General features: G+C 63.3%; 17 protein-coding genes. 4 read left to right on the top strand and 13 right to left on the bottom strand.

Annotated elements, in window-relative coordinates:
• The first annotated feature begins 18 nt into the window (after window positions 1-18).
• The 3 genes from ABEA02_RS17075 (at window position 19) to ABEA02_RS17065 (ending at window position 5,337) form a co-directional block, all read left to right on the top strand.
• Window positions 19-1,725, top strand: a complete 1,707-nt coding sequence (locus tag ABEA02_RS17075; RefSeq protein WP_345534308.1) for a SulP family inorganic anion transporter — start codon at window positions 19-21, stop codon at window positions 1,723-1,725.
• Window positions 1,722-2,018 carry an acylphosphatase gene (locus tag ABEA02_RS17070; RefSeq protein WP_345534307.1) on the top strand — a complete coding sequence of 99 codons (297 nt, stop codon included), beginning with the start codon at window positions 1,722-1,724 and terminating at the stop codon, window positions 2,016-2,018. The genes ABEA02_RS17075 and ABEA02_RS17070 overlap by 4 nt, the downstream gene beginning before the upstream one ends.
• A 223-nt stretch (window positions 2,019-2,241) precedes the next feature.
• The gene (locus ABEA02_RS17065) at window positions 2,242-5,337 is read left to right on the top strand and encodes an EAL domain-containing protein (RefSeq protein WP_345534306.1); all 3,096 of its coding nucleotides are present in this window, start codon (window positions 2,242-2,244) and stop codon (window positions 5,335-5,337) included.
• Here ABEA02_RS17065 and ABEA02_RS17060 read toward each other — a convergent pair whose 3' ends face one another.
• From ABEA02_RS17060 to dnaE, 13 genes are all read right to left on the bottom strand, one after another.
• Complete coding sequence (locus ABEA02_RS17060; RefSeq protein WP_345534305.1) at window positions 5,338-7,029, bottom strand: beta-ketoacyl synthase N-terminal-like domain-containing protein; 1,692 nt, start codon at window positions 7,027-7,029, stop codon at window positions 5,338-5,340.
• The gene (locus tag ABEA02_RS17055; protein WP_345534304.1) at window positions 7,026-7,304 is read right to left on the bottom strand and encodes an acyl carrier protein; all 279 of its coding nucleotides are present in this window, start codon (window positions 7,302-7,304) and stop codon (window positions 7,026-7,028) included. The genes ABEA02_RS17060 and ABEA02_RS17055 overlap by 4 nt, the downstream gene beginning before the upstream one ends.
• On the bottom strand, window positions 7,301-8,479 hold the full coding sequence (locus tag ABEA02_RS17050; protein WP_345534303.1) for an ABC transporter permease: 1,179 nt from the start codon (window positions 8,477-8,479) through the stop codon (window positions 7,301-7,303). Before ABEA02_RS17050 ends, ABEA02_RS17055 begins: the two co-directional genes overlap by 4 nt.
• A 2-nt stretch (window positions 8,480-8,481) precedes the next feature.
• Window positions 8,482-9,405, bottom strand: a complete 924-nt coding sequence (locus tag ABEA02_RS17045; RefSeq protein WP_345534302.1) for an ABC transporter ATP-binding protein — start codon at window positions 9,403-9,405, stop codon at window positions 8,482-8,484.
• On the bottom strand, window positions 9,405-10,415 hold the full coding sequence (gene darH, locus ABEA02_RS17040) for a BtrH-related acyltransferase DarH (RefSeq protein WP_345534301.1): 1,011 nt from the start codon (window positions 10,413-10,415) through the stop codon (window positions 9,405-9,407). The genes ABEA02_RS17045 and darH overlap by 1 nt, the downstream gene beginning before the upstream one ends.
• Window positions 10,412-10,807, bottom strand: a complete 396-nt coding sequence (locus ABEA02_RS17035; RefSeq protein WP_345534300.1) for a DarG family dialkylresorcinol biosynthesis protein — start codon at window positions 10,805-10,807, stop codon at window positions 10,412-10,414. The genes darH and ABEA02_RS17035 overlap by 4 nt, the downstream gene beginning before the upstream one ends.
• 1 nt (window position 10,808) lies before the next feature.
• Window positions 10,809-11,945, bottom strand: coding sequence for a beta-ketoacyl-ACP synthase III (locus ABEA02_RS17030; protein WP_345534299.1), 1,137 nt, complete (start codon window positions 11,943-11,945; stop codon window positions 10,809-10,811).
• Entirely contained in the window at window positions 11,935-12,912 is a 978-nt protein-coding gene (locus ABEA02_RS17025) for a dialkylrecorsinol condensing enzyme (RefSeq protein WP_345534298.1), read from the bottom strand. The genes ABEA02_RS17030 and ABEA02_RS17025 overlap by 11 nt, the downstream gene beginning before the upstream one ends.
• Window positions 12,913-12,979: 67 nt before the next feature.
• The gene (locus tag ABEA02_RS17020; RefSeq protein ID WP_345534297.1) at window positions 12,980-14,365 is read right to left on the bottom strand and encodes a pectate lyase family protein; all 1,386 of its coding nucleotides are present in this window, start codon (window positions 14,363-14,365) and stop codon (window positions 12,980-12,982) included.
• A gap of 81 nt (window positions 14,366-14,446) precedes the next feature.
• Complete coding sequence (locus ABEA02_RS17015) at window positions 14,447-15,193, bottom strand: hypothetical protein (RefSeq protein ID WP_345534296.1); 747 nt, start codon at window positions 15,191-15,193, stop codon at window positions 14,447-14,449.
• Between the two features lie 223 nt (window positions 15,194-15,416).
• Window positions 15,417-15,926: a hypothetical protein gene (locus ABEA02_RS17010; protein ID WP_345534295.1), complete on the bottom strand. Its 510-nt coding sequence runs from the start codon at window positions 15,924-15,926 to the stop codon at window positions 15,417-15,419.
• 6 nt (window positions 15,927-15,932) lie between these two features.
• Window positions 15,933-16,490 (bottom strand): hypothetical protein, encoded by a 558-nt coding sequence (locus ABEA02_RS17005; protein WP_345534294.1) that lies wholly within the window; start codon window positions 16,488-16,490, stop codon window positions 15,933-15,935.
• A 139-nt stretch (window positions 16,491-16,629) separates the two neighbouring features.
• The gene (gene dnaE, locus ABEA02_RS17000) at window positions 16,630-20,157 is read right to left on the bottom strand and encodes a DNA polymerase III subunit alpha (protein WP_345534293.1); all 3,528 of its coding nucleotides are present in this window, start codon (window positions 20,155-20,157) and stop codon (window positions 16,630-16,632) included.
• Between the two features lie 134 nt (window positions 20,158-20,291).
• Here dnaE and ABEA02_RS16995 point away from each other — a divergent pair, with 134 nt between their 5' ends.
• The gene (locus ABEA02_RS16995; protein ID WP_345534292.1) at window positions 20,292-21,200 is read left to right on the top strand and encodes a DMT family transporter; all 909 of its coding nucleotides are present in this window, start codon (window positions 20,292-20,294) and stop codon (window positions 21,198-21,200) included.
• Window positions 21,201-21,324 lie beyond the last annotated feature (124 nt).

Raw genomic sequence — 21,324 nt, 5'->3', positions numbered from 1 at the left:
TGTCTGTCAGGAGCGTTCATGAGCATTGCATTCCGATTCAAACCCAAACTGCTGGAAGCCCTCAAGGGCTACGACCGTCCAGCTTTTCTGCGCGATGCGTCGGCAGGCTTCACCGTCGGTGTGCTGGCGCTGCCGCTGGCCATGGCATTCGCGATCGCCAGTGGTGTCAGTCCGGCGGCCGGGTTGTGGACGGCCATTGTTGCCGGTCTGATCATTTCGGCCTGCGGGGGCTCCCGTGTGCAGATTGGCGGCCCCACCGGGGCTTTCATCCCTATTCTGTACAGCATCGTCGTGGCTTACGGCGTAAGCAACATGCTGGCAGCCACCTTCCTGGCTGGCTGGCTGCTCGTTGCGCTCGGGCTGGCAGGGCTGGGCAGCCTGATCCGCATGATCCCTGTTTCGGTGGTGATCGGCTTCACCAACGGGATTGCAGTTGTCATTGCCATCTCGCAGCTGCGTGATTTCTTCGGCCTTCCCGTCGATAGCGTGCCGGCCGAGTTCTTTGCGCGCTGGCGCGTGTTGTCGCAAGCGGCGCCGGATCTGGACCCGCTCACTACGCTGCTGGCCGCTGGCACCTTTGTCTTCATCCTGCTGTGGTCGCGAGTCGTGAAACGCATTCCGCGTCTCGGCGTGATGCCGGCGCAGCTTGCGGGGCTGCTGCTGGGCACGCTGGTGGCGAGCCTCTGTGGGCTGGAAGTCGAAACGCTGGGCAGCCGCTTCAATGGCATTCCCCAAGGCTTGCCGGCGTTCGGCTTTCCTCTGCCCTCATTGGAGCACGTCGGCAAGCTGCTTGCCCCGGCGATAACGATTGCCTTGCTGGGCGGCATCGAATCACTCTTGTCTGCGCGCGTGGCCGATGCGCAGATCAATGATCGCCACGACCCCAACCAGGAGCTCGTGGCGCAGGGCCTGGCCAACATCGTCTCTCCCATGGTGGGTGGCGTTGCTGCAACCGGAGCCATAGCTCGCACGGCTACAAACATCCGCTCTGGCGGACGCACACCGGTGGCGGGTATTGTGCATGTGCTGACCCTGCTGATCATTGTGCTCGTAGCGGCGCCGCTGGCTGCCTATGTGCCCGTTTGCGTGCTGGCCGCCATCGTGATGGTGACGGCCTGGGGGATGGGGGAGTGGCACGAGTTCGCGCGGTTGCGGCACTTCTCCTGGAACTACCGCATCATTCTCGTCAGCACATTCCTGCTCACAGTGCTGTTCGATCTCACGATTGCGGTAGAAATCGGCATGGTGCTGGCCAGCCTGTTCTTCATCTACCGCATGCAGGACCTGACCGCCGTGCGACGTCTTCATGACGGTGATGGGATTGCGATGTTCTCCCTGCATGGCTCTTTGTTCTTCGGCTCAGTGGTGAAGCTCGATGCGCAGATGGCTGCGCATCAGACGGTAGCGCAGGTCACCGTGCTGGATTTGCGTGATGTCCTGAACATCGATACTTCGGGCGTGGACTGGTTGAATGGTCTGCGGCGTGACCTGCATGGGCGGGGTGGGAAATTGTTGCTATGTGCCGCCGGTGAGCAGCCGCGGTCCTTGTTGCAGAGGTCCGGTTTCATTGACTTGCTGGGAGCGGAGAATGTCTTGAGCGATCGGGAAGCCGCTCTGCTGCATGCGAGCCTGTTGATCGCTCAGCGCGAGGCCGGGGGCAGCGCCAGACAGAATGGCGCTGAACCGTCCGGCGACGGGCCTGGAAAGAGTGGGGAAAACGCATGACGCAACGGGTGATCCGCCGGCTACGTATCCGTGGCCTGGTGCAAGGTGTTGGATACCGCTGGAACATGGTGCAGGCCGCCAACGACCTGAGCTTGCAGGGATGGGTGCGGAACCGCAGCGACGGCAGCGTGGAGGCCCTTGTCGGCGGTACGCATGCTGACGTTGTGGCGCTGATTCATTGGGCTGGCAGAGGTCCGGCCGGAGCGCGTGTAGAGAGCATCGAGGTGGAAGAGGGGGCCTTGGCGGAACTGGCAGCGCTTGGCGGGGCTTTTGCGCAGGCCGCAACGCTGTAATCGTTTACCGTGTGATGTGTCGCGATGCTGCAATGCCACAATGATGCACAGCCGTCCTGATGAGGTATTCTGGACGGACAAAACTATCCCTGAAGTATCAATGAGCTGCGTAATAAACAGGGCCTGGGTGTTGCAGGGTCCGGATAGCTGATAGCAGGGGTATGCAGGGCGCATGATGACTCTGGCATCGTTGTGGCGATGACAATGCACGAAGGGGGCGTGAGTGAGTAAACGGTTTCCCGGTCTGGCACTGCTGCGCGCATCCGTAACCGCGGTTGCGCTGGCCGTGCCGTGCTGTCCTGAAGCTGTGGCCCAATCCTCAGAGGACGCCGCCTTGTCACCCGGTGTGGTCGGCCTGACTTCGTTTGTCGCAGCTATCGTGCTGCTGGTTGCCGCACTGGCCTATCGACGTCAGCTGCGTGGCATGCGCTCACGCGCCGAAGCATTGGAGCTGTCGGAGCAGCGTTACCGGCTCCTGATTGAGGGCACCAACGTCGTTGCCTGGGAGTACGAGGCACGCACCGATTCCTTCACCTATGTTTCCGCGCCGGGGGCGCGCTTGCTCGGCTTCAGCATTGCGGACTGGAAGTGCCCCGGGTTCTGGCGCTCACGCCTGCATCCTGAAGACGTAGGCATCGCAACCAACTTCCTGCTCGAGCGCTCCATGATGAGCGGCTCGCACGAATGTGAATACCGCATGCTGCATGCTGATGGCAGCGAGGTCTTCGTACGCGATCTGCGCACGCTGGTCTCGGGTGATCGTGGACATGTCACGACCATGCGCGGAATATTCATCGACATCAGCGCGCACGGTGCTTCGGAAGCTGCGCTGGAAGACAGCGAGGCGCGCCTGCGCAGTGCATTCGAGCAGGCCGCTGTGGGTATGGCCTTGTGTGCAATCAACGGACGACTGCTGCGCGTCAATCTGCGTTATTGCGAGATCGTCGGTTACACCGAGGCCGAGTTGCTGCGTCGGGACTTTCGCGAGATCACCTATCCGGACGACATCGAGCCGAATGAGAGCCTGCTGGATCAGCTGGTGCTGGGCGAAGAGAAAAGCGTTTCGATGGAGAAGCGCTTGCGCCGCGCCAACGGCGAGATCGTGTGGGTAAACCTGACGCTGTCGCTGGTGCGCACGCGTCGTCAGGGCTCCAGTCAGTTCGTCGAGGTTATCGAGGACATCACGGCGCGCAAACAGGCGGCGGCCGAGTTGCGCGAGAGCGAAGGGCGGATGCGTCTGATTCTTTCCGCAATGCGTGAGGGCGTCGTGATGCGCGATGCGTCCGGTCAGGTGATCATTGCCAATGCCGCGGCACGGCGCACTTATGGTCTGGCGCCGGACGAAACCTTTCCGCCTCTGTTCGACCCCATGGGTCTGCGCTACTTCCATGAGGATGGCTCGCCATGTCCCATCGACGAGCTGCCTGGTGCACGCGCGATGCGCACCGGGCGCTCGACCTCTGCGGTGGTCGGTGTAGAGCGGCGGGACGCTTCTCGGGTGTGGTTCGTGGCGCGTGCCGAGCCTTTGGCGCGTGATGATCGCACCGGCCTGCACCCGGTCGTGTTCACCATGAGCGACATCTCGGCCCAGCGTCGTGCCGAAGAAGAGCTGCGCCTGGCGGCGACTGTGTTCGACAACAGCGTCGAGGCCATCATGATTACCGATGCGCAGCGCCGCATCCTTTCGGTCAATCGCGCCTTCTGTGAGCTCACCGGCTTTGAGGCCAGTGAGGCCGTCGGACAGATGCCGCAGATGTTGTCGGCAAGCCGTTTCGATGCCAGTCAGATCCAGCTGGTGTGGAACAGCACGGAGCGCAATGGTTCGTGGCAGGGTGAGTCAATGATTTCCCGTTACGACGGGACGGAGTTCCCCGGCTGGCAGTCGATCAGCGCGGTGCGCGATCGCGCCGGTACGCTGACCAATTTCGTGGCCGTGTTCTCTGACATCACCGAGCGCAAGGCCAGCGAGGCGCGTATCGCGTTCCTGGCCCACCACGATCCATTGACTGCCTTGCCCAACCGCACCTTGTTTCAGGATCGCCTTGAACAAGCCCTCGCGCGTGCCGAGCGCAGCGAGCAGAAAGTCGCGCTGCTGTTCCTCGATCTCGATCGTTTCAAGACCATCAACGATTCGCTGGGGCATATCGCCGGCGACCGCCTGCTGCGCGCGGTGGCCGAGCGGTTGAGCTTCTGCGTGCGTGATACCGACACAGTCTGCCGGCAGGGCGGCGATGAGTTCCTTATCGTTCTCTCTGACCTGCTGGATGCCGAGGTGCCCGCGCGCATTGCGGAAAAGATCCTGCGCAAGCTGGCTGAGCCTTTCGACCTCGAAGGTCACACGCTCGGCACCTCGTTCTCGATCGGCATCGCGGTCTATCCGGACGATGGCCGCAGCGCCGACGTGCTGATGAAGAACGCCGATACGGCGATGTATCACGCCAAAGAGAGCGGCCGGAATACCTACCGCTTCTTCACCGAGCAGATGAATGCCAATGCGCTGGAGCGGCTGCAGATCGAAAACCATTTGCGTCTGGCGCTCGATCGCGGCGAGCTGTTGCTGCACTACCAGCCGCAGGTTGATCTCACGAGTGGCGAGATCGTGGGTGCCGAGGCGCTGATCCGGTGGCAGTCCGACACGCTGGGCTTTGTGCCGCCAGGCCGCTTCATTCCGATTGCGGAAGAGTCCGGCCTCATAGTGCCCATCGGCCGCTGGGTTCTGCGGCAGGCTTGTCTGCATGCGCGCGCCTGGCAACTGGCGGGCCATCAGAACGTGGGTGTGGCGGTGAACATTTCTCCCCTGCAGTTCCGCCGCGATGACATCGTCGCGACTGTGCGCGAGGTGCTGCGCGATACGGGACTGCCCGCGGCGTTGCTGGAGCTGGAAATCACCGAGTCCCTGATCATGCAGCATGCCGAAAGCGCGCTGGAGACCATGCAGAACCTCAAGGCGTTGGGCGTGCGGCTGTCGATCGACGATTTCGGCACGGGCTACTCCTCGCTGTCCTACCTCAAGCGTTTCGCCGTGGATCGTCTCAAGATCGACCAGAGCTTCGTGCGCGACATTGCGGAGGATCCTGATGACGCTGCCATCGTGCGGGCCATCATCCAGATGGGCAAGAGTCTCAAGCTGGATGTAGTGGCTGAAGGTGCCGAGGCGCGCGCCCAGGTTGACTTCCTTGTGCGCGAAGGCTGTCGCACCGCGCAGGGTTATTTCTTCTGTCCGCCGGTGACCTTCGACGTGTTCAGCCGCGTGATGCAGACCGGCATGCACGTGCGTGCCGAAGACTTTCGCCAGCCACCCGCGCTGCGCGTCGTCTGATCACCACCAGCGCAGCACCCCCTCGTCAAGGCGGAATGCGTGGGCCAGCATCACGTCGCCATCAATACCGGCGGGTGCCTCTGATGTCAGGGCCGCAGCATCGCTGCGTAGAAACAGCCATTGGCTGCGCGCCGGCAGTGTGGGCGTGGCTTCGTCCAGCCAGCCCAGGAGGATGTCCCCGCCGCACGTAGCCTGTTCGCAGAGGGCCAGCCGGATCAACGCAATCGGGTCGCGCTGAGTGACGATGCGGGCATCCCCTTGCCAGTGCAGCGCCGCAGCCAGCCGTGCCAGCAACTGTGAAGGCTGGCTCTGCAGGAAACTGAAAGGCATGGGTGTGCCGCTATCCAGGCTCTCCGACAAGGCTTTTTCTATGGCCTGACGCGGGCCATCCAGTGACGAGATGCGGATGATCAGGTCGTCGCCGGGCTCAGGAACCCCTGCCTGACGCATGCAGCGTAGCGCGCCCCACAGACCGAGCTCAACCCAGCTGCCCAGGCGTCGCGGGCGGCTGCCCAGCATCGTGTAGAGCTCGTTCTGCCAGTCTGCTGACTGTGCGTCGGTCTGGCGACCAATCACTTTGTAAGTGCGTGTCGGGATAGGTGGAGACGGGGTTGTGACGTCCGCGTCTTCGAGCCGCACTGCCGCATGGCTGCCACCAAAGCCGATGATGCTCAGCAGTGCCCTGCGCACACTGGCTGCCGGGGCAGTCGTCAGCGTCAAAGGGAGTGTTGTGTCCAGTGGGTAGTCTGGCGCGGAGCAGGTGCCGGCTTCGAGGCATGCGCTGAGCAGGGCGAGCTCCGCCGCACCCGATGCGCCCAGACTGTGGCCCAGCAGGGCCTTGAGGCTGGTGAGCTCCGGCGTGGGCTTCAGCCCCAGTCTGGTGACGGCGTCGACCTCTTTCTGGTCGTTCATCGGGCTGCCTGATGCCTGAAGCTTGATGAGGTCGACGGATTCGACCGGCGTGCCGAGAGCGTCCTGCCAGCAGCGCACGATGGCGTCTACGCTGGCTCCCGTCGAGTCGGCGCCGTCGACGATATGCGCACCGGGTCCGATCTGCCAGCGGGCCGGGGCGCTGGATAGATGAAGGGCCGCAATGGCTTCGCCGAGGACGAGGCCATCGCGCGCAGCCCCCAGTGGTTGTGGCCGGGTTGGCGACAGCAGCTGCATGGCGGCAAAGCCGCGCGTCGTGAAACGATTGGGTAGCTCCAGGCCCAGCACCATCACGTCGTCATGCAGGCCATTGGCAATCAGGCTACGGGCGGCAAGCACTGCATTGAGTGCACTCGTGCAGGCGGTGTTGATCCAGTACAGCGGCCCTTGCCAGTCGAGTGCTTTGGCAAGCTCTTCGAGCTCCGCGAAGGCGCTGTCGCGTTGCCAGCGAGAGCCCAACTCTAGTGCGCCGATGTTGATCGACGAGCTGGCGATGAAGAGCGGTGCGTCTGGCTTGTTCGTCAGCCCTGCTTCGGCCGCTACCTGCCGTATCTGTACGCGCGTCTGCAGATGCCATTGCTCGGCGTCCTGCGCGGTGTTGTTGCTGAGGCTGAACAGAGGGAGCGTGCCGAGGTCGCCGCAATCGACCAGGGTCCTCAGCGCCGGCTGCGTCAGGCGGGCGAGGCTTTCAGCAAGTGAGGCACCGAGTGGGCACGAGAGACCGCGCCCGGCGAGCCAGACCGGCCGCATGGTGGTGCTCATGGCACACGTGCGCCTTTGGTGTGCAGATACTCGGCCATATCCTGCAGCGTGGCGAGCGCGCGGCGCGTTTCCTTGCTGTCGGTGATGCGGATACCGAAACGTTTCTGGATCGCCATCGAGATCTGCAGTGCGTCGAGTGAATCGAGCTGCAGGCGCGACTCGCTGCTGAAGAGGATCTCATCGGGCGCGAGGCCACCTTCGGGTTCGCTCTTTTCGCTGGCGTCCAGCACCAGCACGCGCAGGGCTTCGCGCAGGGAAGTCAGTTCGTCGATCATGCGCGAGTCCGTCGCGAGAAGAGGAAGGTCGCCAGCGCCAGCATGACAACTCCGAAGAGAGCGAGGCGCAGAATGTCGCCGCCGATCTCGGCGACGCTGGCGTGACGCAGTATCACGGCGAGCAGGCCTTCCAGCGCCCAGTTCATGGGCGACAGCGCGGCGATGTCCTGCATGAAGGGCGGCATGATGAAGCGCGGCACCATGACGCCGCCAATGGCGGCCAGCAGCACGTTGACGACAGGGCCGATGGTGCTGGCTTGCGCGTGGGTCTTCATGAGGCTGGCGAGGGCCAAGGCCATGCCGATGGCTGCGAGACTGATCGCAGTGATCATGACGATGAGCGCGAGCCAGTTGATGCCGGCGAGTGACAAACCGTCGCTGCCGAACAGCGGCATTGCCCATACACCTACCGCCAGCATCAGCGCGGCTTGCAGCGCATTGACGCCAAGGTAGGGCAGTCCCTTGGCCGCAAGTTGGGTAAGTGGTGAGACGCCGAGGCTGATGAGGCGTGACAGGGTGCCGTTGTCGTGCTCCTGCACCAGCAGGCTGGCGATGGCGCTGAGCACGAAGAACATGCCGAAGACCAGCCAGGCCGGCACGTTTTGCTGGACTGCCGTGGGGCGACCACCGAAGGCCAGTCGTTCGGCTGCAACCAGCAGACGGATCGATTGACCACCTTCTCGGCTGATGCCGGTGAAGCGCTCTTGCAGTGCTTCGGCGCGCAACTCACCGACCATCGCAGCAAGCTCGGCCTCTGTGCCACGGAAGATGCTGTATTCGAGTGCCGGGTCGGCGATCACGCGTGCGCGCACGGCCTTGGGTGTCTGTGGTGAAGCGAGATCTTCCGAGAAGCCCCTCTCGATGACGATGAGATAGCGCAGCTTGCCCTGGCGAAGCTGTTCTATGGCCGCATCGCGTGTGGCGGGTGAGGCTTGCGGTGTGCCGCGCACTTTCGTCCAGCGCTGCGTGAAGGCGCTGCCGAGCTCGCCCTGATCCTGCTGGTCGATGGCATAGGGCAGGTTGCCGATCTTGGGGCTGTACACGTCCTTGAGCGCCAGCGACATGATGATGATGAACAGCACGGGCATCAGGAACAGTGACACCAGCGCGTGCATGTCGCGGCCAAGGGCCAGCAATTCCTTGCGAACGAGGGCGAGGAGAATGGTGGCGCGCATCGTCAGTCGTCTCGCAACGAGCGTTGGGTGAGTGCCATGAACAGATGTTCAAGGTTGTAGTGGCCGTAGTCGATCTCGCGGATCGTCGCACCGCTGGCGGCGACACGGTTGATGGCCAGCTCGGGCGTCGTGCCGGCAGCGAGGCTGATGACCAGGCATTCGCCTTCCGCATGGCATTCGCCCATTGCCTCAAGCTGGCTCGCGAGCCTTGTTGCGCTGTCCTTGCCGATCAGCAGACGCAGACGCGGCGCGCCTTGCGATATCAGCTCGCTGAGCGTGCCGGCGCGCAGCACCTTGCCGTGATCCATGATCACCACCTGATCCGCTATGGCCTCGATTTCTTCCATGTAATGCGTCGTGTAGATCACGGCCGTGCCGTTGCGTGCGAGGCTCTTCACTGCATCGATGATGAAAGCGCGCGATTGCGGGTCAACGCCGACCGTGGGCTCGTCGAAAAGCACCAGCTCGGGTTCCGGCAGCAAGGCGATGGCGAGGTTGAGGCGACGCTTGAGACCACCGGAGAGCTGGCTGGCACGCTTGTCGCTGAAGCGTTCGAGCTGGGCGAAGGCGAGGCAGTTGGCGATACGTTCATCGCGCTTGCTGCCACGCAGACCACAGACGCCGGCGAAGCATTCGAGGTTCTCGCGTACGCTGAGGCTGGGGTAGAAAGCGTACTCCTGTGGTGCGATGGCAATGCGCGTGGGGCGCTGCCGGCGTGCGGTATCGAGTGCCGCACCGTCGACGAGGATCTGTCCTCGCTGGATCGGCAGCAGACCGGCGAGGTGCGAGATCAGTGTGGTTTTGCCAGCGCCGTTAGGACCCAGCAGGCCCAGCACTTCGCCACGCCGTGCGGTGAGCGAGACGCCATCGAGCGCAGCACGCTGGCTGCCTGCGTAGAGGTGGGCGAGGTCGCGCAGTTCCAGCATCAGGCGGCGAGCTTTCGCAGATCGCGGAAGAAGGCTTCTTCCCTGTCGGCCTGCGCGCGCAGCAGATCGGCCATGTGCTGCGGGTTCATGGCGTCACGGCCGCGCAGCATGCGTGCTGCGGCGAGTGCGAAGGCACGCCAGTCATCGCCGATGGCGAGCATGCGTTCGGCCATGTTTTCCAGGGCTGTGCGCTTCTCGGCAGGTGCGAACTGCGCGGCTTCCTGCAGAAAGGCGGCATACAGGAAGCGGAAGCCACCGCCGCCGGTGCCGATCTCTTCCTGCATGCGAATGACGTTGCCGATGAAGTGCCCGGTGTTGCTGTGTTGGGCATCCAGTTTTGCGAAGCGCCCCGCCAGCAGTCGCATGCCGCGCACGCCGACGAGGGGGAAGGGGGCGAGCATGCCGCGGCAGGTTTTCTTGAGCGCACGTTGCACGGCGGGCCAATCGGCCTGTGCGCGTGGCGTGTTGTCGGGGTAGTAAAGCAGGCCTTTTGGGGCCAATGCACCCTTCGCGAAGCGCGCGCGGTTGAGGTCGGCTGTCGCGCAGCGCACGGGCACATCGCCGATGGGGTCAGAGATCAGGTACTCGTCACCCTCCTTGCCGTACACGAGCAGGTTGTGTGCGTTGAAGTGGAAACGCATGTCCTGCGGGAAGTAGGGCAGCCAGAACACCGAGGTCTGCAGGCCGACGATGGTGCCCTGCGCAAGCAGATCATCCAGGCGTGCTTGTCCAGCTTCGACCGAGCGGAAAGTCTCGAAACGGAAGCGGATGGCGAAAGCCTGGCGGATGCCCTTGATGATGGCGCGCGGCGGCATGCGGTACGACACGAGCGGCAGGCCGCCTACCTTGATGAAGGGCAGGTAAGCAAAAGCCAGTGCGGCAGAGAGGCCGAACACCATGGGCTCGCTGGCATTCGCGCCATGGTGGCGCAACAGGCTGCCGATGACGCCGCTCTCGCAATGCGCAGCGTGGCTATGCTGGAATGTTTGTTGCGGAGCAGGAGCGCTCATGGCAGGCGCACCAGTTGTGCGACGGGAATGTTCAGTGCGCTGGCGTAGCGTTCGAGCATGGCTGGCGACAGGGCGGCGAAGCGTTGCGGCTTGAAGTGGCGACGCACGCGCCAGCGCCACAGGCCGGCGTTCTGAGCGAGCAGGGTGAGATCCATGCGTCGTACGTGCATCCAGTATTCCAGTGGTGATGTCAGACCAGCTTCAACACGCGTACGGGTTTCGTTGGCCAGGGCATTGAGCTGCTCGACGGCGTCCTGGTTGGTGATCTCTTCGACCTCCCAGCCCGTGCTGGCGGCGAGCACCATGCGGCCATCCGCATCGCGCGCATAAACGGCGCGGCGATAACCGCCGAGGCTGGGGTTGTCGTCCTGCGGTACCTCATCGATACGCATCTCAGACGGCTGTGAGCATCACGAAACCGCTGGAGAAGCGGCCGCTCTCGGGCACGAACATGAGGATGCGCTGGCCACGCTGGATGCGGCCGGAGCGGAAGAGTTCGTCGAGCATGATGTAGGGCGAGGCCGAGCCGGTGTTGCCGTAACGCGTGAGGTTGGTGAACCAGCGCTCGCGCGGAATCGGCAAACCGATGTCACGCAGCGCCTGTTCGACGGGCTCTGCGAAGTACAGCGACGAGAGGTGCGGAAGGAACCAGTCGATCTTGTCGGCCTTGAGGTCGCGCTTGGCGATGACGGCCAGCAGCGGCTCCTTGAGCGTGGCGCGCACGATGTGTTCATTGAGCAGCTTGACGTCCTGCTTGATCGAGAAGATCGACTTGTCAGCCCATTCCTGTGCGCTGTAGCTGAGCCAACCGCGAAAGGTGCCATCGGCATCCTTGTCGGCGCCCACGTACATGCAGGGCGGCAGTTCGTGCGCGGCAGACGAGAGGTCGATCCAGTCGATACGCAGGCTCAGTGGCGCGCGCGGCTGGTTTTCGAGCAGCACGGCGCCGGCGCCATCGGACAGCATCCAGCGCAGGAAGTCCTTCTCGAACGCTATCTGTGGCTCGGCTTCCAGTGCGCGGATCTGGTGATCGGTTTCGGCATCGAAGAATTCGCCACGCAGGCCGGGCGAGGCCACTTCGGAGCCCGTGGCGATGGCACGTTTTGCCTCGCCGCTCTTCACGTCCAGCCAGGCGTGCTTGAGTGCAGCAGTGCCAGCCAGGCAGATGCCGGCGAAGGAGACGGCTTCGAGGCGTGGCCAGCCGAGCTCTCCATGCACCATGACGGCATGGTTGGGCATCATCTGGTCGGGCATGGCGGTGCCGGTGGCAAGACATTCGACATGCGAGATGTCGTCGCCGAGCGCGCGGATGGCCTGCGCGGTGAGCTGCGCGTTGCTCATATTCTGCTTGCCGGTATTGCGGTCCAGTGCGTAGTAGCGCGTCTGGATGCCATTACTGCGCAGGATCAGCCTGCGCGCGCGCGAGGGCTTGCCGCCCACCATGCCCAGTACGGTCTCGATGGACTCGTTATCGACGGGCTCGTTGGGCAGGGCTGCTGCGGTGCGGGTGATGAAAACTTCAACGCTCATGTCGGGAAAGCCGTTCCGTGCCGGAGCCGGAAGGTTGTTCGTAGTGTTCCTTGATACGCGCCAGCCGCTTGGCCAACAGCGGACGCAGTGCGCGCTGCAGCAACAGGCTGACGGGGACGACGGTGATGATCAACGCCACCAGAAAGACCGCATAGAGTACCAAGAGCGGCATGCGCTGCGGCGATCCGGCCGGGCCGGCGGTGTGAAGCAGTTTGCCCCACAGGAAGAAGCTGCGCGTACCGGCTTTCTCGCTGGTCATCAGATGCGGATTGACTTCGACGGCGGCCAGCCCAGTCAGCAAGGGGGCCGTGCCGCGTTCGAGGTTGCTTGCCAAGGCGTCACGCAGGACCGGGCCGAAGCGCGCGGCATCTGCGATATCAGCATCGCTGATGCCGGCCGGTGGCAGGCTGCGCAGCACATCGCGGCGGCCGGTCAGCATCCATAGCGGCGTGGTCAGCAGGGTGGCGAGTGTCGGCGCGCGGTCAGTGAAGACGACGTTGTCGATGAGGCGTGCCCCAGCGGCAGCCAGTAGTCCCTTGAACTTCTCATGCGCCATGATCCACATGTTGCGGCAGGCGATGACGCTGACGACCGGTGTGTCACGCAGCACGCGCTGCGCCGCCGGGTGCTGCAGGAAGGCTGTCATGGGCTGGCTGGGAGCGAGGAACCAGACTTGCCAGGGCAGGATGATGAGGTCGAAGCGCTCGTCACCCGTCAGCGCAAGCGGTGCGATGGGCGCGGGCTTGAGCAGGGCAGATTCAGGGAAGGTGTCGAAAAAACGGCGCAGCGACCACGGGAACGGGAACGGTGTCGCGGGATGCAGCGTTTCGACTTGCAGCGCTATGCGCGGATCGTCGCGCAGGGCTTCGAGCATGCGCTCGACGATGCGCGACAGCTGCCCGGTCTGCGAGTACATGACGACCAGGACTTTCTTGCGGACGTCATCGGCAGTCGGCTGGATGCTCACGAGACAGGGCTGCTGGAAGGAGTGCCGGATTGTAGCACCCCCGGCAGCTCTGCCAGCCGCATACAGCCTAGTTGGCGGGCCTCTTCGGGCGACCGGTTTTCGGCGCTTCAGCCGCTTGCAGCAAGGCGTTGAGGTAGATCTCGAGGTTGGTGTAGCCGCTTTGATCCTTGCCCGGGAGGGCGCCATCCTTGCCGTCCCTGGGGTTCAAGCCGTTGGCCCGTTCCCAGGTGTCGGGAATGCCGTCGCCGTCGCTGTCGACTGGAGCCGGCGGCGAGGGCAGGACAGGCCAGCCACCAACGTCGTCCTGTGAGTCGATGAGTTTGCCAGTGTTGTCGGCCACTTGTTTGACGATGCGGGCATCGACGCTGTCGCGCAGGGGGAAACTGGCGCCGACCTTGTCCAGCACGCGCTCCATCAGTTCGCTCGTGGGCCAGGTGGTGACGCGCGGAGTCGCAAAGGGTTCGGACATCAACAGGAACTTGCCTGGGGCAGTCGACAGGGTTTTCGGCGGAGCTCCCCAGGCTGCGAGCTTGTTGTTGTCCCCCGTCCAGGCTGCGTTGCCCGGTACGAGGTTTCCCGCGATGTAGAGCTTCGTATCTTCGCTGCCCTTGTCCGTCATCACAATTGGTTCGACCGTCGAGCTGAAGGCGGCCGGGCGGATGATGTTGTCGACGTAGTTGATACGCATGCTGCCGTCGTTGGTGCCCGAGGCATAGTCGCCCCAGGAGGCAACGATGTTGTTGCGGAAGTCGTAGATCGCCGGTTCGCTGTTGCGACCGTAGTTGTCACCGAAGCGCGGATTGCGGCCACGGTGGAAGGCCCACACGTTGTGATGGAGCGAGACGCCGCCGGTGGCGCGCAGCAGGCTACCGTAGCCATGCGCGCCCTTCAGATGCACGCTCTTGTTGAGGCTCTCGGCGATCAGGCACCACTGGATGGTGACGTTCTGGATATCACCGGAGGGGGACAGCGCTTCGTCGGTGGACCAGGTTGCGGTGACGTGGTCGAGGATCACATTGCGTGCGCCGTCGCGGATGCTGATCGCATCGTCTTCAGATTTGGTGGTGCTGCCCAGACGCGATCGGATGTAGCGGATTACCACGTCCTGCGCATCAATGCGAAGGGAGTGGTCGCGCAAGGTGATGCCGCCCCCCGGTGCGGTCTGCCCGGCGATGGTGATGTTGGGATTCCTGATGGTCAGGGGCGAGCGCAGCGCAATGGTGCCGCTGACGGCGAACACCACCATGCGTGGGCCGTTCGCCTCGATAGCCGCGCGCAGACTGCCTTCGCCACTGTCTTCCAGCGTCGTGACTGTAAACACCTGGCCGCCACGACCACCGGGGGTGGCGGCACCGAAGCCTTCTGCGCCCGGAAAGGCAGGCAGGGCGTGGGCGTTGTGGGCAAAGGCCAGCAGGACGCTGACAGCGATAACGTTGAGGGCGCGAAGCGGCATGGATATGGGGCAGTCGGCAAATGAAAGGGCGCACCCCGACCGGGGTGCGCGGCAGGTCAGGCGCAAATCAGCAGTCGGAACTCAGACGCAGCTGAGGTTGGCGCTGTCGATGACGACAGTTGAGGCGGAGTCGGCACGGATCTGCATGAAGGACTCCCCCGTGAAGCTAGCCTTGGGGATGGACCATTTGAAGATGTTCTGGCCCTCGGTCAGCGAGCTCGCACCAACGTTGACGACGCGAGACACCTTGCCATGGGGGGAGTTGTCCTGCGAGGTCGTGTTGTTGTCGACATATACGTAGAAATTGCCTGTGCCGGACACGCTGCGAACGTTGAGCGTCAGAGCACAGGTCTTGCCGACCATGTTGAATACGCCGCCGGGGGTTGCTGACGAGGTAGGTGTGGAGCCCAGAGCGCCAACCGTGAACCGGGCGTTGGAGAGCGTAAGCGCGCCATCGGCCACACGCAGGCTTCCGGGAGAGGGTGTGGCATAGAGAGGTTTGCTGCTGTCGGTCGGGATGGCGGCGTAGGCGGGGGTCAGGAAGAACGTGCTGTCTCGCGCCGAGAACTGCTCGCTCCAGGTTGTCGCTGTCAGGGACGTGCTTGCGCCGTTTGCTGAGGCCGGCGCTGTAGCAGCCGGTGTCGCCACAGGTTTGACAGGGGTTGCTGTTGCCACCGGGGTGGTCGGGGCAGGTGCAGGCGACGTGACGACATTTGCCGATGCTACGGCCGGCGGGACATTGAGGTTGACGGTGCAAGCCGACAGGGCCAGCGCCAAGCCAGCAAGGGATACTGCCCCGTTGAGACGGGACGGAACGGAATGGGACATCTGACTCTCCTCCATTGAAACCTTGTTTTTATGCTGTCCGCAACGATGTGACCGTTATCAGTCCATCGAAAATGGCCTAAAGGCGATATTTTCGGAATAACAGCGCGCAATAATCGCACGAGTTACCGGGAACAGGCTATTCGCAGTGCAGAAGAATCTGGGTGTGAGGACTTGTGGCTTCGCGGGCGGTTGCAGGCGGCGAACGGAGACTTCGGTGCGTGGCTCAGAACTTCAGTTCAATACCCACGTTGGCTTGCGGGGCACGCTTGCCACGGTTAAGCATGTCGGCCAGTTTTTCCTGGTCACTCTGCAGGTCGGCATTGGTGTCGCAGGCATCGCTACCCGTCTTGGTGCAGGCACCGAAAAGGGCGCTTTTGGGGGCGCCGGGGACGCTACGGGAGAGCTCGAAACGGAACAGGACGTCGCTGCGTTTCGTTTGCTCGCCGATACCAAGGCAAGGCGTAATGCGGCCACGTGTGCGACTACAGCCGTCGTCCAGTAAGCCCGGGGCATCTGCCGGGGGCGACTCACTGCTTGCCTGCAGGTCGGCGCGCTTGTCTGCGGGTAGCTGGTTCAGGCTGCTGATCAGTTTCTTGGGCGGCGCAGCGGGCGCTACTTTGGTGGCAGGTGTCGGTTTGCGGTTTTTCTTTTTCGTACTGGTTGTGGCGGCGTCCGCTGCGTGCAGGGCAAAGAGCAGGCAAAGGCCCAGGAGAATCGCCGGTCGGGCTGCCATGTCTGATCAGTAGAAGAGGCTGGCGCCGATGCTGATATAGGGATTCCAGCGGATACCTTCGCCGCTGCCGCCCGGTCGCAGGCCGGCGCCGCTCTGGCTGGCGCATTTGCCGTAGCGGCCGCAATCGCTGAACAGGCCACGGCTGGCGCCGACATCAGCGTTCAGCTGCCAGCCGCTGCCCGTGCTCGAGCTGCTGGCCGAGGCTGTCCAGCCCAGACCGAGAAAGGTTTCGTTGCGCCAGTTGGCAGTGGTGTTGCCCGAGATGCCTGGGTCCGCCCAGAGCATGCCGGCCGAGGTGCGCAGGCCGCTGCCGAAGGGGTACCAGTCCGCGCGCAGCGTCGGCTGGACGAGGTTGATGTCCGTTGTGCGACCAATTGTGAAGCTGCTCCAACGGTCGTTCGAGAAGGGGTAAGTGCTGTCCAGCGCGGAAACGCGTAACTTGCCCGGGAACCCGTCATCAGCCGGGCGGGTCGTGAGGCGGAGTCCGCTGTCGGCGTGGGCGTAGGCGCTCAGCCAGAGCGTGGCAAGGAGGGCGATGCCGGATCGGGTGCGCAAGGTCATCATCGACTGTCGTCCGTTTTGGGGCCGGGCCCACTCAGGGTGAGCGTGCTTCTGCAGAACGTGCCTCGGCCAACGAATTAGTAGAGTTTCGCAATTTTCCTGAACTGGCAAGTGCCTGCCAGGAAAGTGTTGCATCCACGCATCAGGCGTAGAGGATTTCTACGCTTTCTGAGGATAGCCAATCCCGCAGGGATTCCAGCAATTTGTCGTCCAGCCGGACGCACCACCGGTCGCCCAGTGGCAGGTCGGCCTCGGCCTGGCCATTGCGGTAACGCAGACGTACCGGGGCAGCCCCGTCGGCCGGTGCGCCACGGTAGGCGGCCAGCAAGCCCTGTAGTTTGTCTGCTGCAGCCCGCGGGCCGCCACTGCTGGCGACCTCGCCGTTGATCTTGACGGCCAGGCCACGGGCGTAGCGGCCACGCGCTTCGGCAAGGCTCAGTACCTTGTCGACCACGACGCGCAGCCCACCCGAGAAGTCGTCGTGGCTGATCTTGGCCTCGACGACCAGTACTTCGTCGGGCTGGATCTTGTTCTTCGCGGCTTCCAGGGTCTCGGAATAGACGGTCACGTCAAGCTGGGCGCTGCCATCGTCAAGGGTCAGGAAGCACATCTTGCCGCGCTGGCCAATCTTGGTACGGATGCCCGAGACGACTCCAGCGAGCATTTGCGGCTCTTTTTTCGGCTCGGCCTTCACAAGGGGGGTGCGCACGAAACGTCGAACTTCGTCGCGATAGGTGTTGAAGGGGTGGCCGGACAGGAAGAAGCCGATGGCTGTCTTCTCCTCCATCAGCTGCTGTTTCTCGGACCAGGGCTTGACTTCGATGTATTCGGGGGCAATGGCCGAGGGCCCGTCACCCATGTCGAACAGGCCCCCCTGGCCTGCGCTGGCTGCGGCCTGATCAGCGGCCTCCATGGCCACGCCAACGCTGGCAATGAGCTTGGCGCGGTGGGCCTTGCCGTCGGGTTTCTTCGGTGCGATTTCGTCGAGCGCGCCAGCACGGATCAGGGCTTCGACCGAGCGACGATTGACTGCACGGCGGTCGATGCGGTTGCAGAAATCGAAAAGATCCTTGAACGGGCCGCCGGCTTCACGCGCCGCGATGATGGATTTGACGGCGGGCTCGCCGACGCCCTTCACGCCTCCAAGTCCGTAGCGGATGGTTTTCGGATCAGTGGGCTCGAAGCGGTAGGCGGAGAAATTGACGTCGGGCGGCAACACGACGACACGGTTGGCAATGGTGTCTTCAAAGAAGATCTTCACCGTGTCCGTGTTGTCCATGTCAGACGACAGGGTGGCGGCCATGAAGGACGCGCAGTGGTGCGCCTTGAGCCAGGCCGTGTGGTAGGTGACCACGGCGTAGGCGGCGGTGTGCGACTTGTTGAAGCCGTACTCCGCGAACTTGGTCATCAGGTCGAAGAGCTGCTCGGCGAGCGCCGGGTCGTAGCCCTGCTTGGCCGCGCCCTCGGCGATGGTCGCGCGGTGCTTGGCCATTTCCTCAGGCTTCTTCTTGCCCATTGCCCGGCGCAGCATGTCCGCGCCACCGAGCGTGTAGCCGCCGATGATCTGCGAGATCTGCATCACCTGTTCCTGATACACGATGACCCCGTAGGTCGGTTCAAGGCAGGCTTTCAGGTCCGGGTGAAAGTAATCGATCTCCTGTTTGCCCTGTTTGCGCAGGATGAAGTCGTCGACCATCCCGGAACCCAGCGGGCCGGGACGGTAGAGCGCGAGCACGGCGATGATGTCCTCGAAGCGGTCGGGGCCGAGCTTCTTGAGAAGCTTCTTCATGCCGTCCGATTCAACCTGGAATATCGCGGTGGTGTTCGCGTCTTTCAGGATCTGGTAAGCCGCCGGGTCTTCGAAGCCCAGCGCCATGAGATCGAGTCGTTCGCCGGTCAGTCGCTCCACGTAGTCGAGCGCGAGATCGATAATCGTCAGGTTGCGCAGGCCGAGGAAGTCGAACTTGACGAGGCCCACAGCCTCGACGTCGTCCTTGTCGAACTGCGACACCGTGGTCGCGTCGGCGCCATCGGCGAGGTAGATCGGGCAGAAGTCGGTGATCTTGCCCGGCGCGATGAGCACGCCACCGGCGTGCATGCCGACGCCGCGCGTCATGCCTTCGAGCGGCAGGGCCAGCTCCCACAGCTCGCTGACCGATTCGCCGTCGCCTTCCTCGCTCATCATCTGGTTGATGGCGGGCTCCTGCTCACGCGCTTCTTCAAGGCCCAGTGGCTTGTTCTGTACCACCGGGATCAGCTTGGAGAGCCGGTCGCACAGGCCGTACGGCAAGTCGAGCACGCGGCCCACGTCGCGCACCACGGCTTTCGAGGCCATGGTGCCGAAGGTGGCGATCTGCGAGACGGCGTCGTGGCCATAACGGTCGCGCACGTAGTCGATCACCATGTAGCGCTTTTCCTGACAGAAGTCGATGTCGAAGTCGGGCATCGACACGCGTTCGGGGTTCAGGAAGCGCTCGAACAGCAGGGCGTAGGCGGTCGGGTCGAGATCGGTGATCTTGAGCGAGTAGGCCACCAGCGAGCCCGCTCCCGAACCCCGGCCCGGACCGATCGGCACGCCGTTGTTCTTGCCCCACTGGATGAAGTCCGCAACGATCAGGAAGTAGCCGGGGAAGCCCATCTGGATGATGGTGTCGGTCTCGAACTTGAGACGCTCTTCGTAGCGCGGGCGCTCGCGGTTGCGCGTTTCTTCATCGGGGTAGAGTTGTACAAGACGCTCCTCCAGCCCGCGTTTTGCCTCGAAGACGAGGAAGTCGTCCAGCGTCATGCCCTCGGGGGTCGGAAACTGCGGCAGGAAATTCTTGCCCAGCGTGATGGTCAGCGAGCAGCGGCGGGCGATCTCGACGGCGTTGGCGAGCGCTTCCGGCAGATCGGCGAATAGTTCGACCATTTCGGCCTGGGTCTTGAAGTACTGCTCGGGTGTGAAGCTCTTGGGACGGCGGTTGTCGGAGAGCACGTAGCCCTGTGCGATGCAGACACGCGCTTCGTGCGCCTTGAAGTCATCGCGTTTGAGGAACTGCACCGGATGCGTGGCGACCACCGGCAGTTCGAAGCGCGCGGCAACCTGCAGGGCGTCGTTGATGTAATTCTCGGTGCCCGGGTGGCCGGCGCGCTGGATCTCGATGTAGAAACTGCCGGGGAAGCGGCTTGCCCAGTCTGCCGTCAGCTGCTCGGCGAGCTTTTGATTGCCGGCGGCCAACGCAACGGCAATGTCACCCTGCATGGCGCCCGAAAGGCAGATCAGGCCCGAGGCAGATTCCGCAGTCAGCCACTCCTTCTTCAGCTCTGCGTGGCCGTGGTGTTTGTTCTCGAGGTAAGCGCGCGACAGCAGTTCGCACAGCTGCTGGTAACCCGCGCGGTGCTTGACGACGAGCATGACGCGGGTGGGCTTGTTCCGGTCTGTCTCGTTACTGATCCAGGCGTCTATCGCAACGATGGGCTTGAGGCCCGCGCTGCGACAGCCTTTGTAGTGCTTGACCATGCCAAACAGGTTGCCCAGGTCCGAAATGCCGAGAGCAGGCATGCCGTCGCTGGCGGCTGCGGCAATGGCGTCGTCAATGCGCGTGATGCCGTCCTCGATCGAGAATTCGGTATGCAGGCGCAGGTGGACGAAGGCGGGCTGATGTGGGGCGATGGGCGTGTCCGGAAGCATCGGGCGATTTTACCGGTTTGGCGTCCGTGGAGCGGAGGAGATCCCGGTCAAAACCTTTCGCAGTTATTCACTGTATGTTCCATCCGGTAACACGCTTCATGAGACACTACGCATCCTTCATGAGACCTGCCCCGATGTCAGACACGCCTGTAGTGCCGGACAGCAGCAATTCCCGCCTCGCTTTGTTGATGCTCGTTGCTGGCGCCATGTGCATCGCGTTCGCGCCGATCTTCGTGCGTCTGGCCGATGTGGGCCCTGTCTCGGTTGTGGCCTGGCGCCTGGGTTTGTCGATTCCCTTTGCCTTGTTCTGGTGGTGGCAGATCCGTCACCGCCCGGTCACGCCGGACCGCCGACGTGATGGCGGGCGACCCGGTCGGTTCTGGCTCGTCGTATCAGGCGTGTTGCTGGCCATCGATCTGGCGCTGTGGCACATCTCGGTGCACTACACCTCGGTTGCCAATTCGACCTTCATTCTCAACCTGGCCCCCATTTTCGTGACTATCGGAGCCTGGATGCTTTTCGGCGAAACCATAGGTGGGGGCTTCGCCTTGGCTCTGGCGGCGGCCATTGCCGGTGCGGCCTTGTTGGTGCGTGCCAGCTTCGATGTGTCGATGCGCGATCTCACCGGCGATCTCATTGCCCTTGCAGCTGCGGTCTTCTATGCGGGCTACCAGCTTTCGGTGAAGCACTGTCGCAAGTACTACGCGACGGCGCACATCCTTGCCGGTACGGCCATCGTCACCCCGCTGGTGCTGGCGCCCGTGATTTTTCTGCTGGATGAAAAGGTGATCCCCACCTCCCTGCAGGGCTGGGTGGCTGTCATCGGCATCGCCCTGATCTGCCAGGTCATCGGTCAGGGGCTCATCACCTCGGCCGTACGCCATGTCCGCGCCAACCTGGCCTCGGTGGTGCTGCTGGTGCAGCCAGTCACGGCTGCCTGGCTCGCTGTCATTCTGTTCAACGAGCAGATTACCCTGTTGCGGCTTATTGGCTGTGGATTGGTGCTTGCAGGCATCGTCCTGGCCAGGCGCAGCAACCGCTGATCTGCACCAGGCGACGCCCGGCGCCCCGGCAGTCCACCGGCTGCTCCTCAGCGGCCATTCATCCACGGCCGAGAAAACCTTTACCAGGATTTACCTAGAATCCGTGCGGACGCAATGGCACCGT

The sequence above is a fragment of the Viridibacterium curvum genome, from assembly GCF_039544165.1.
In the GTDB taxonomy this organism is placed as follows: Bacteria; Pseudomonadota; Gammaproteobacteria; order Burkholderiales; family Rhodocyclaceae; genus Viridibacterium; species Viridibacterium curvum.
The sequence above is the reverse complement of the archived record's forward strand: the minus strand, read 5'-3'. Positions and strand labels throughout refer to the sequence as shown.

Bases quoted from the DNA above. Each gene is read 5' to 3' on its own strand.
- ABEA02_RS17075 (WP_345534308.1), top strand. From the start codon at position 19: ATGAGCATTGCATTCCGATTCAAACCCAAACTGCTGGAAGCCCTCAAG.
- ABEA02_RS17070 (WP_345534307.1), top strand. From the start codon at position 1,722: ATGACGCAACGGGTGATCCGCCGGCTACGTATCCGTGGCCTGGTGCAA.
- ABEA02_RS17060 (WP_345534305.1), bottom strand. From the start codon at position 7,029: ATGAGCACCACCATGCGGCCGGTCTGGCTCGCCGGGCGCGGTCTCTCG.
- ABEA02_RS17055 (WP_345534304.1), bottom strand. From the start codon at position 7,304: ATGATCGACGAACTGACTTCCCTGCGCGAAGCCCTGCGCGTGCTGGTG.
- ABEA02_RS17050 (WP_345534303.1), bottom strand. From the start codon at position 8,479: ATGCGCGCCACCATTCTCCTCGCCCTCGTTCGCAAGGAATTGCTGGCC.
- ABEA02_RS17045 (WP_345534302.1), bottom strand. From the start codon at position 9,405: ATGCTGGAACTGCGCGACCTCGCCCACCTCTACGCAGGCAGCCAGCGT.
- darH (WP_345534301.1), bottom strand. From the start codon at position 10,415: ATGAGCGCTCCTGCTCCGCAACAAACATTCCAGCATAGCCACGCTGCG.
- ABEA02_RS17035 (WP_345534300.1), bottom strand. From the start codon at position 10,807: ATGCGTATCGATGAGGTACCGCAGGACGACAACCCCAGCCTCGGCGGT.
- ABEA02_RS17030 (WP_345534299.1), bottom strand. From the start codon at position 11,945: ATGAGCGTTGAAGTTTTCATCACCCGCACCGCAGCAGCCCTGCCCAAC.
- ABEA02_RS17020 (WP_345534297.1), bottom strand. From the start codon at position 14,365: ATGCCGCTTCGCGCCCTCAACGTTATCGCTGTCAGCGTCCTGCTGGCC.
- ABEA02_RS17015 (WP_345534296.1), bottom strand. From the start codon at position 15,193: ATGTCCCATTCCGTTCCGTCCCGTCTCAACGGGGCAGTATCCCTTGCT.
- ABEA02_RS17010 (WP_345534295.1), bottom strand. From the start codon at position 15,926: ATGGCAGCCCGACCGGCGATTCTCCTGGGCCTTTGCCTGCTCTTTGCC.
- ABEA02_RS17005 (WP_345534294.1), bottom strand. From the start codon at position 16,490: ATGATGACCTTGCGCACCCGATCCGGCATCGCCCTCCTTGCCACGCTC.
- dnaE (WP_345534293.1), bottom strand. From the start codon at position 20,157: ATGCTTCCGGACACGCCCATCGCCCCACATCAGCCCGCCTTCGTCCAC.
- ABEA02_RS16995 (WP_345534292.1), top strand. From the start codon at position 20,292: ATGTCAGACACGCCTGTAGTGCCGGACAGCAGCAATTCCCGCCTCGCT.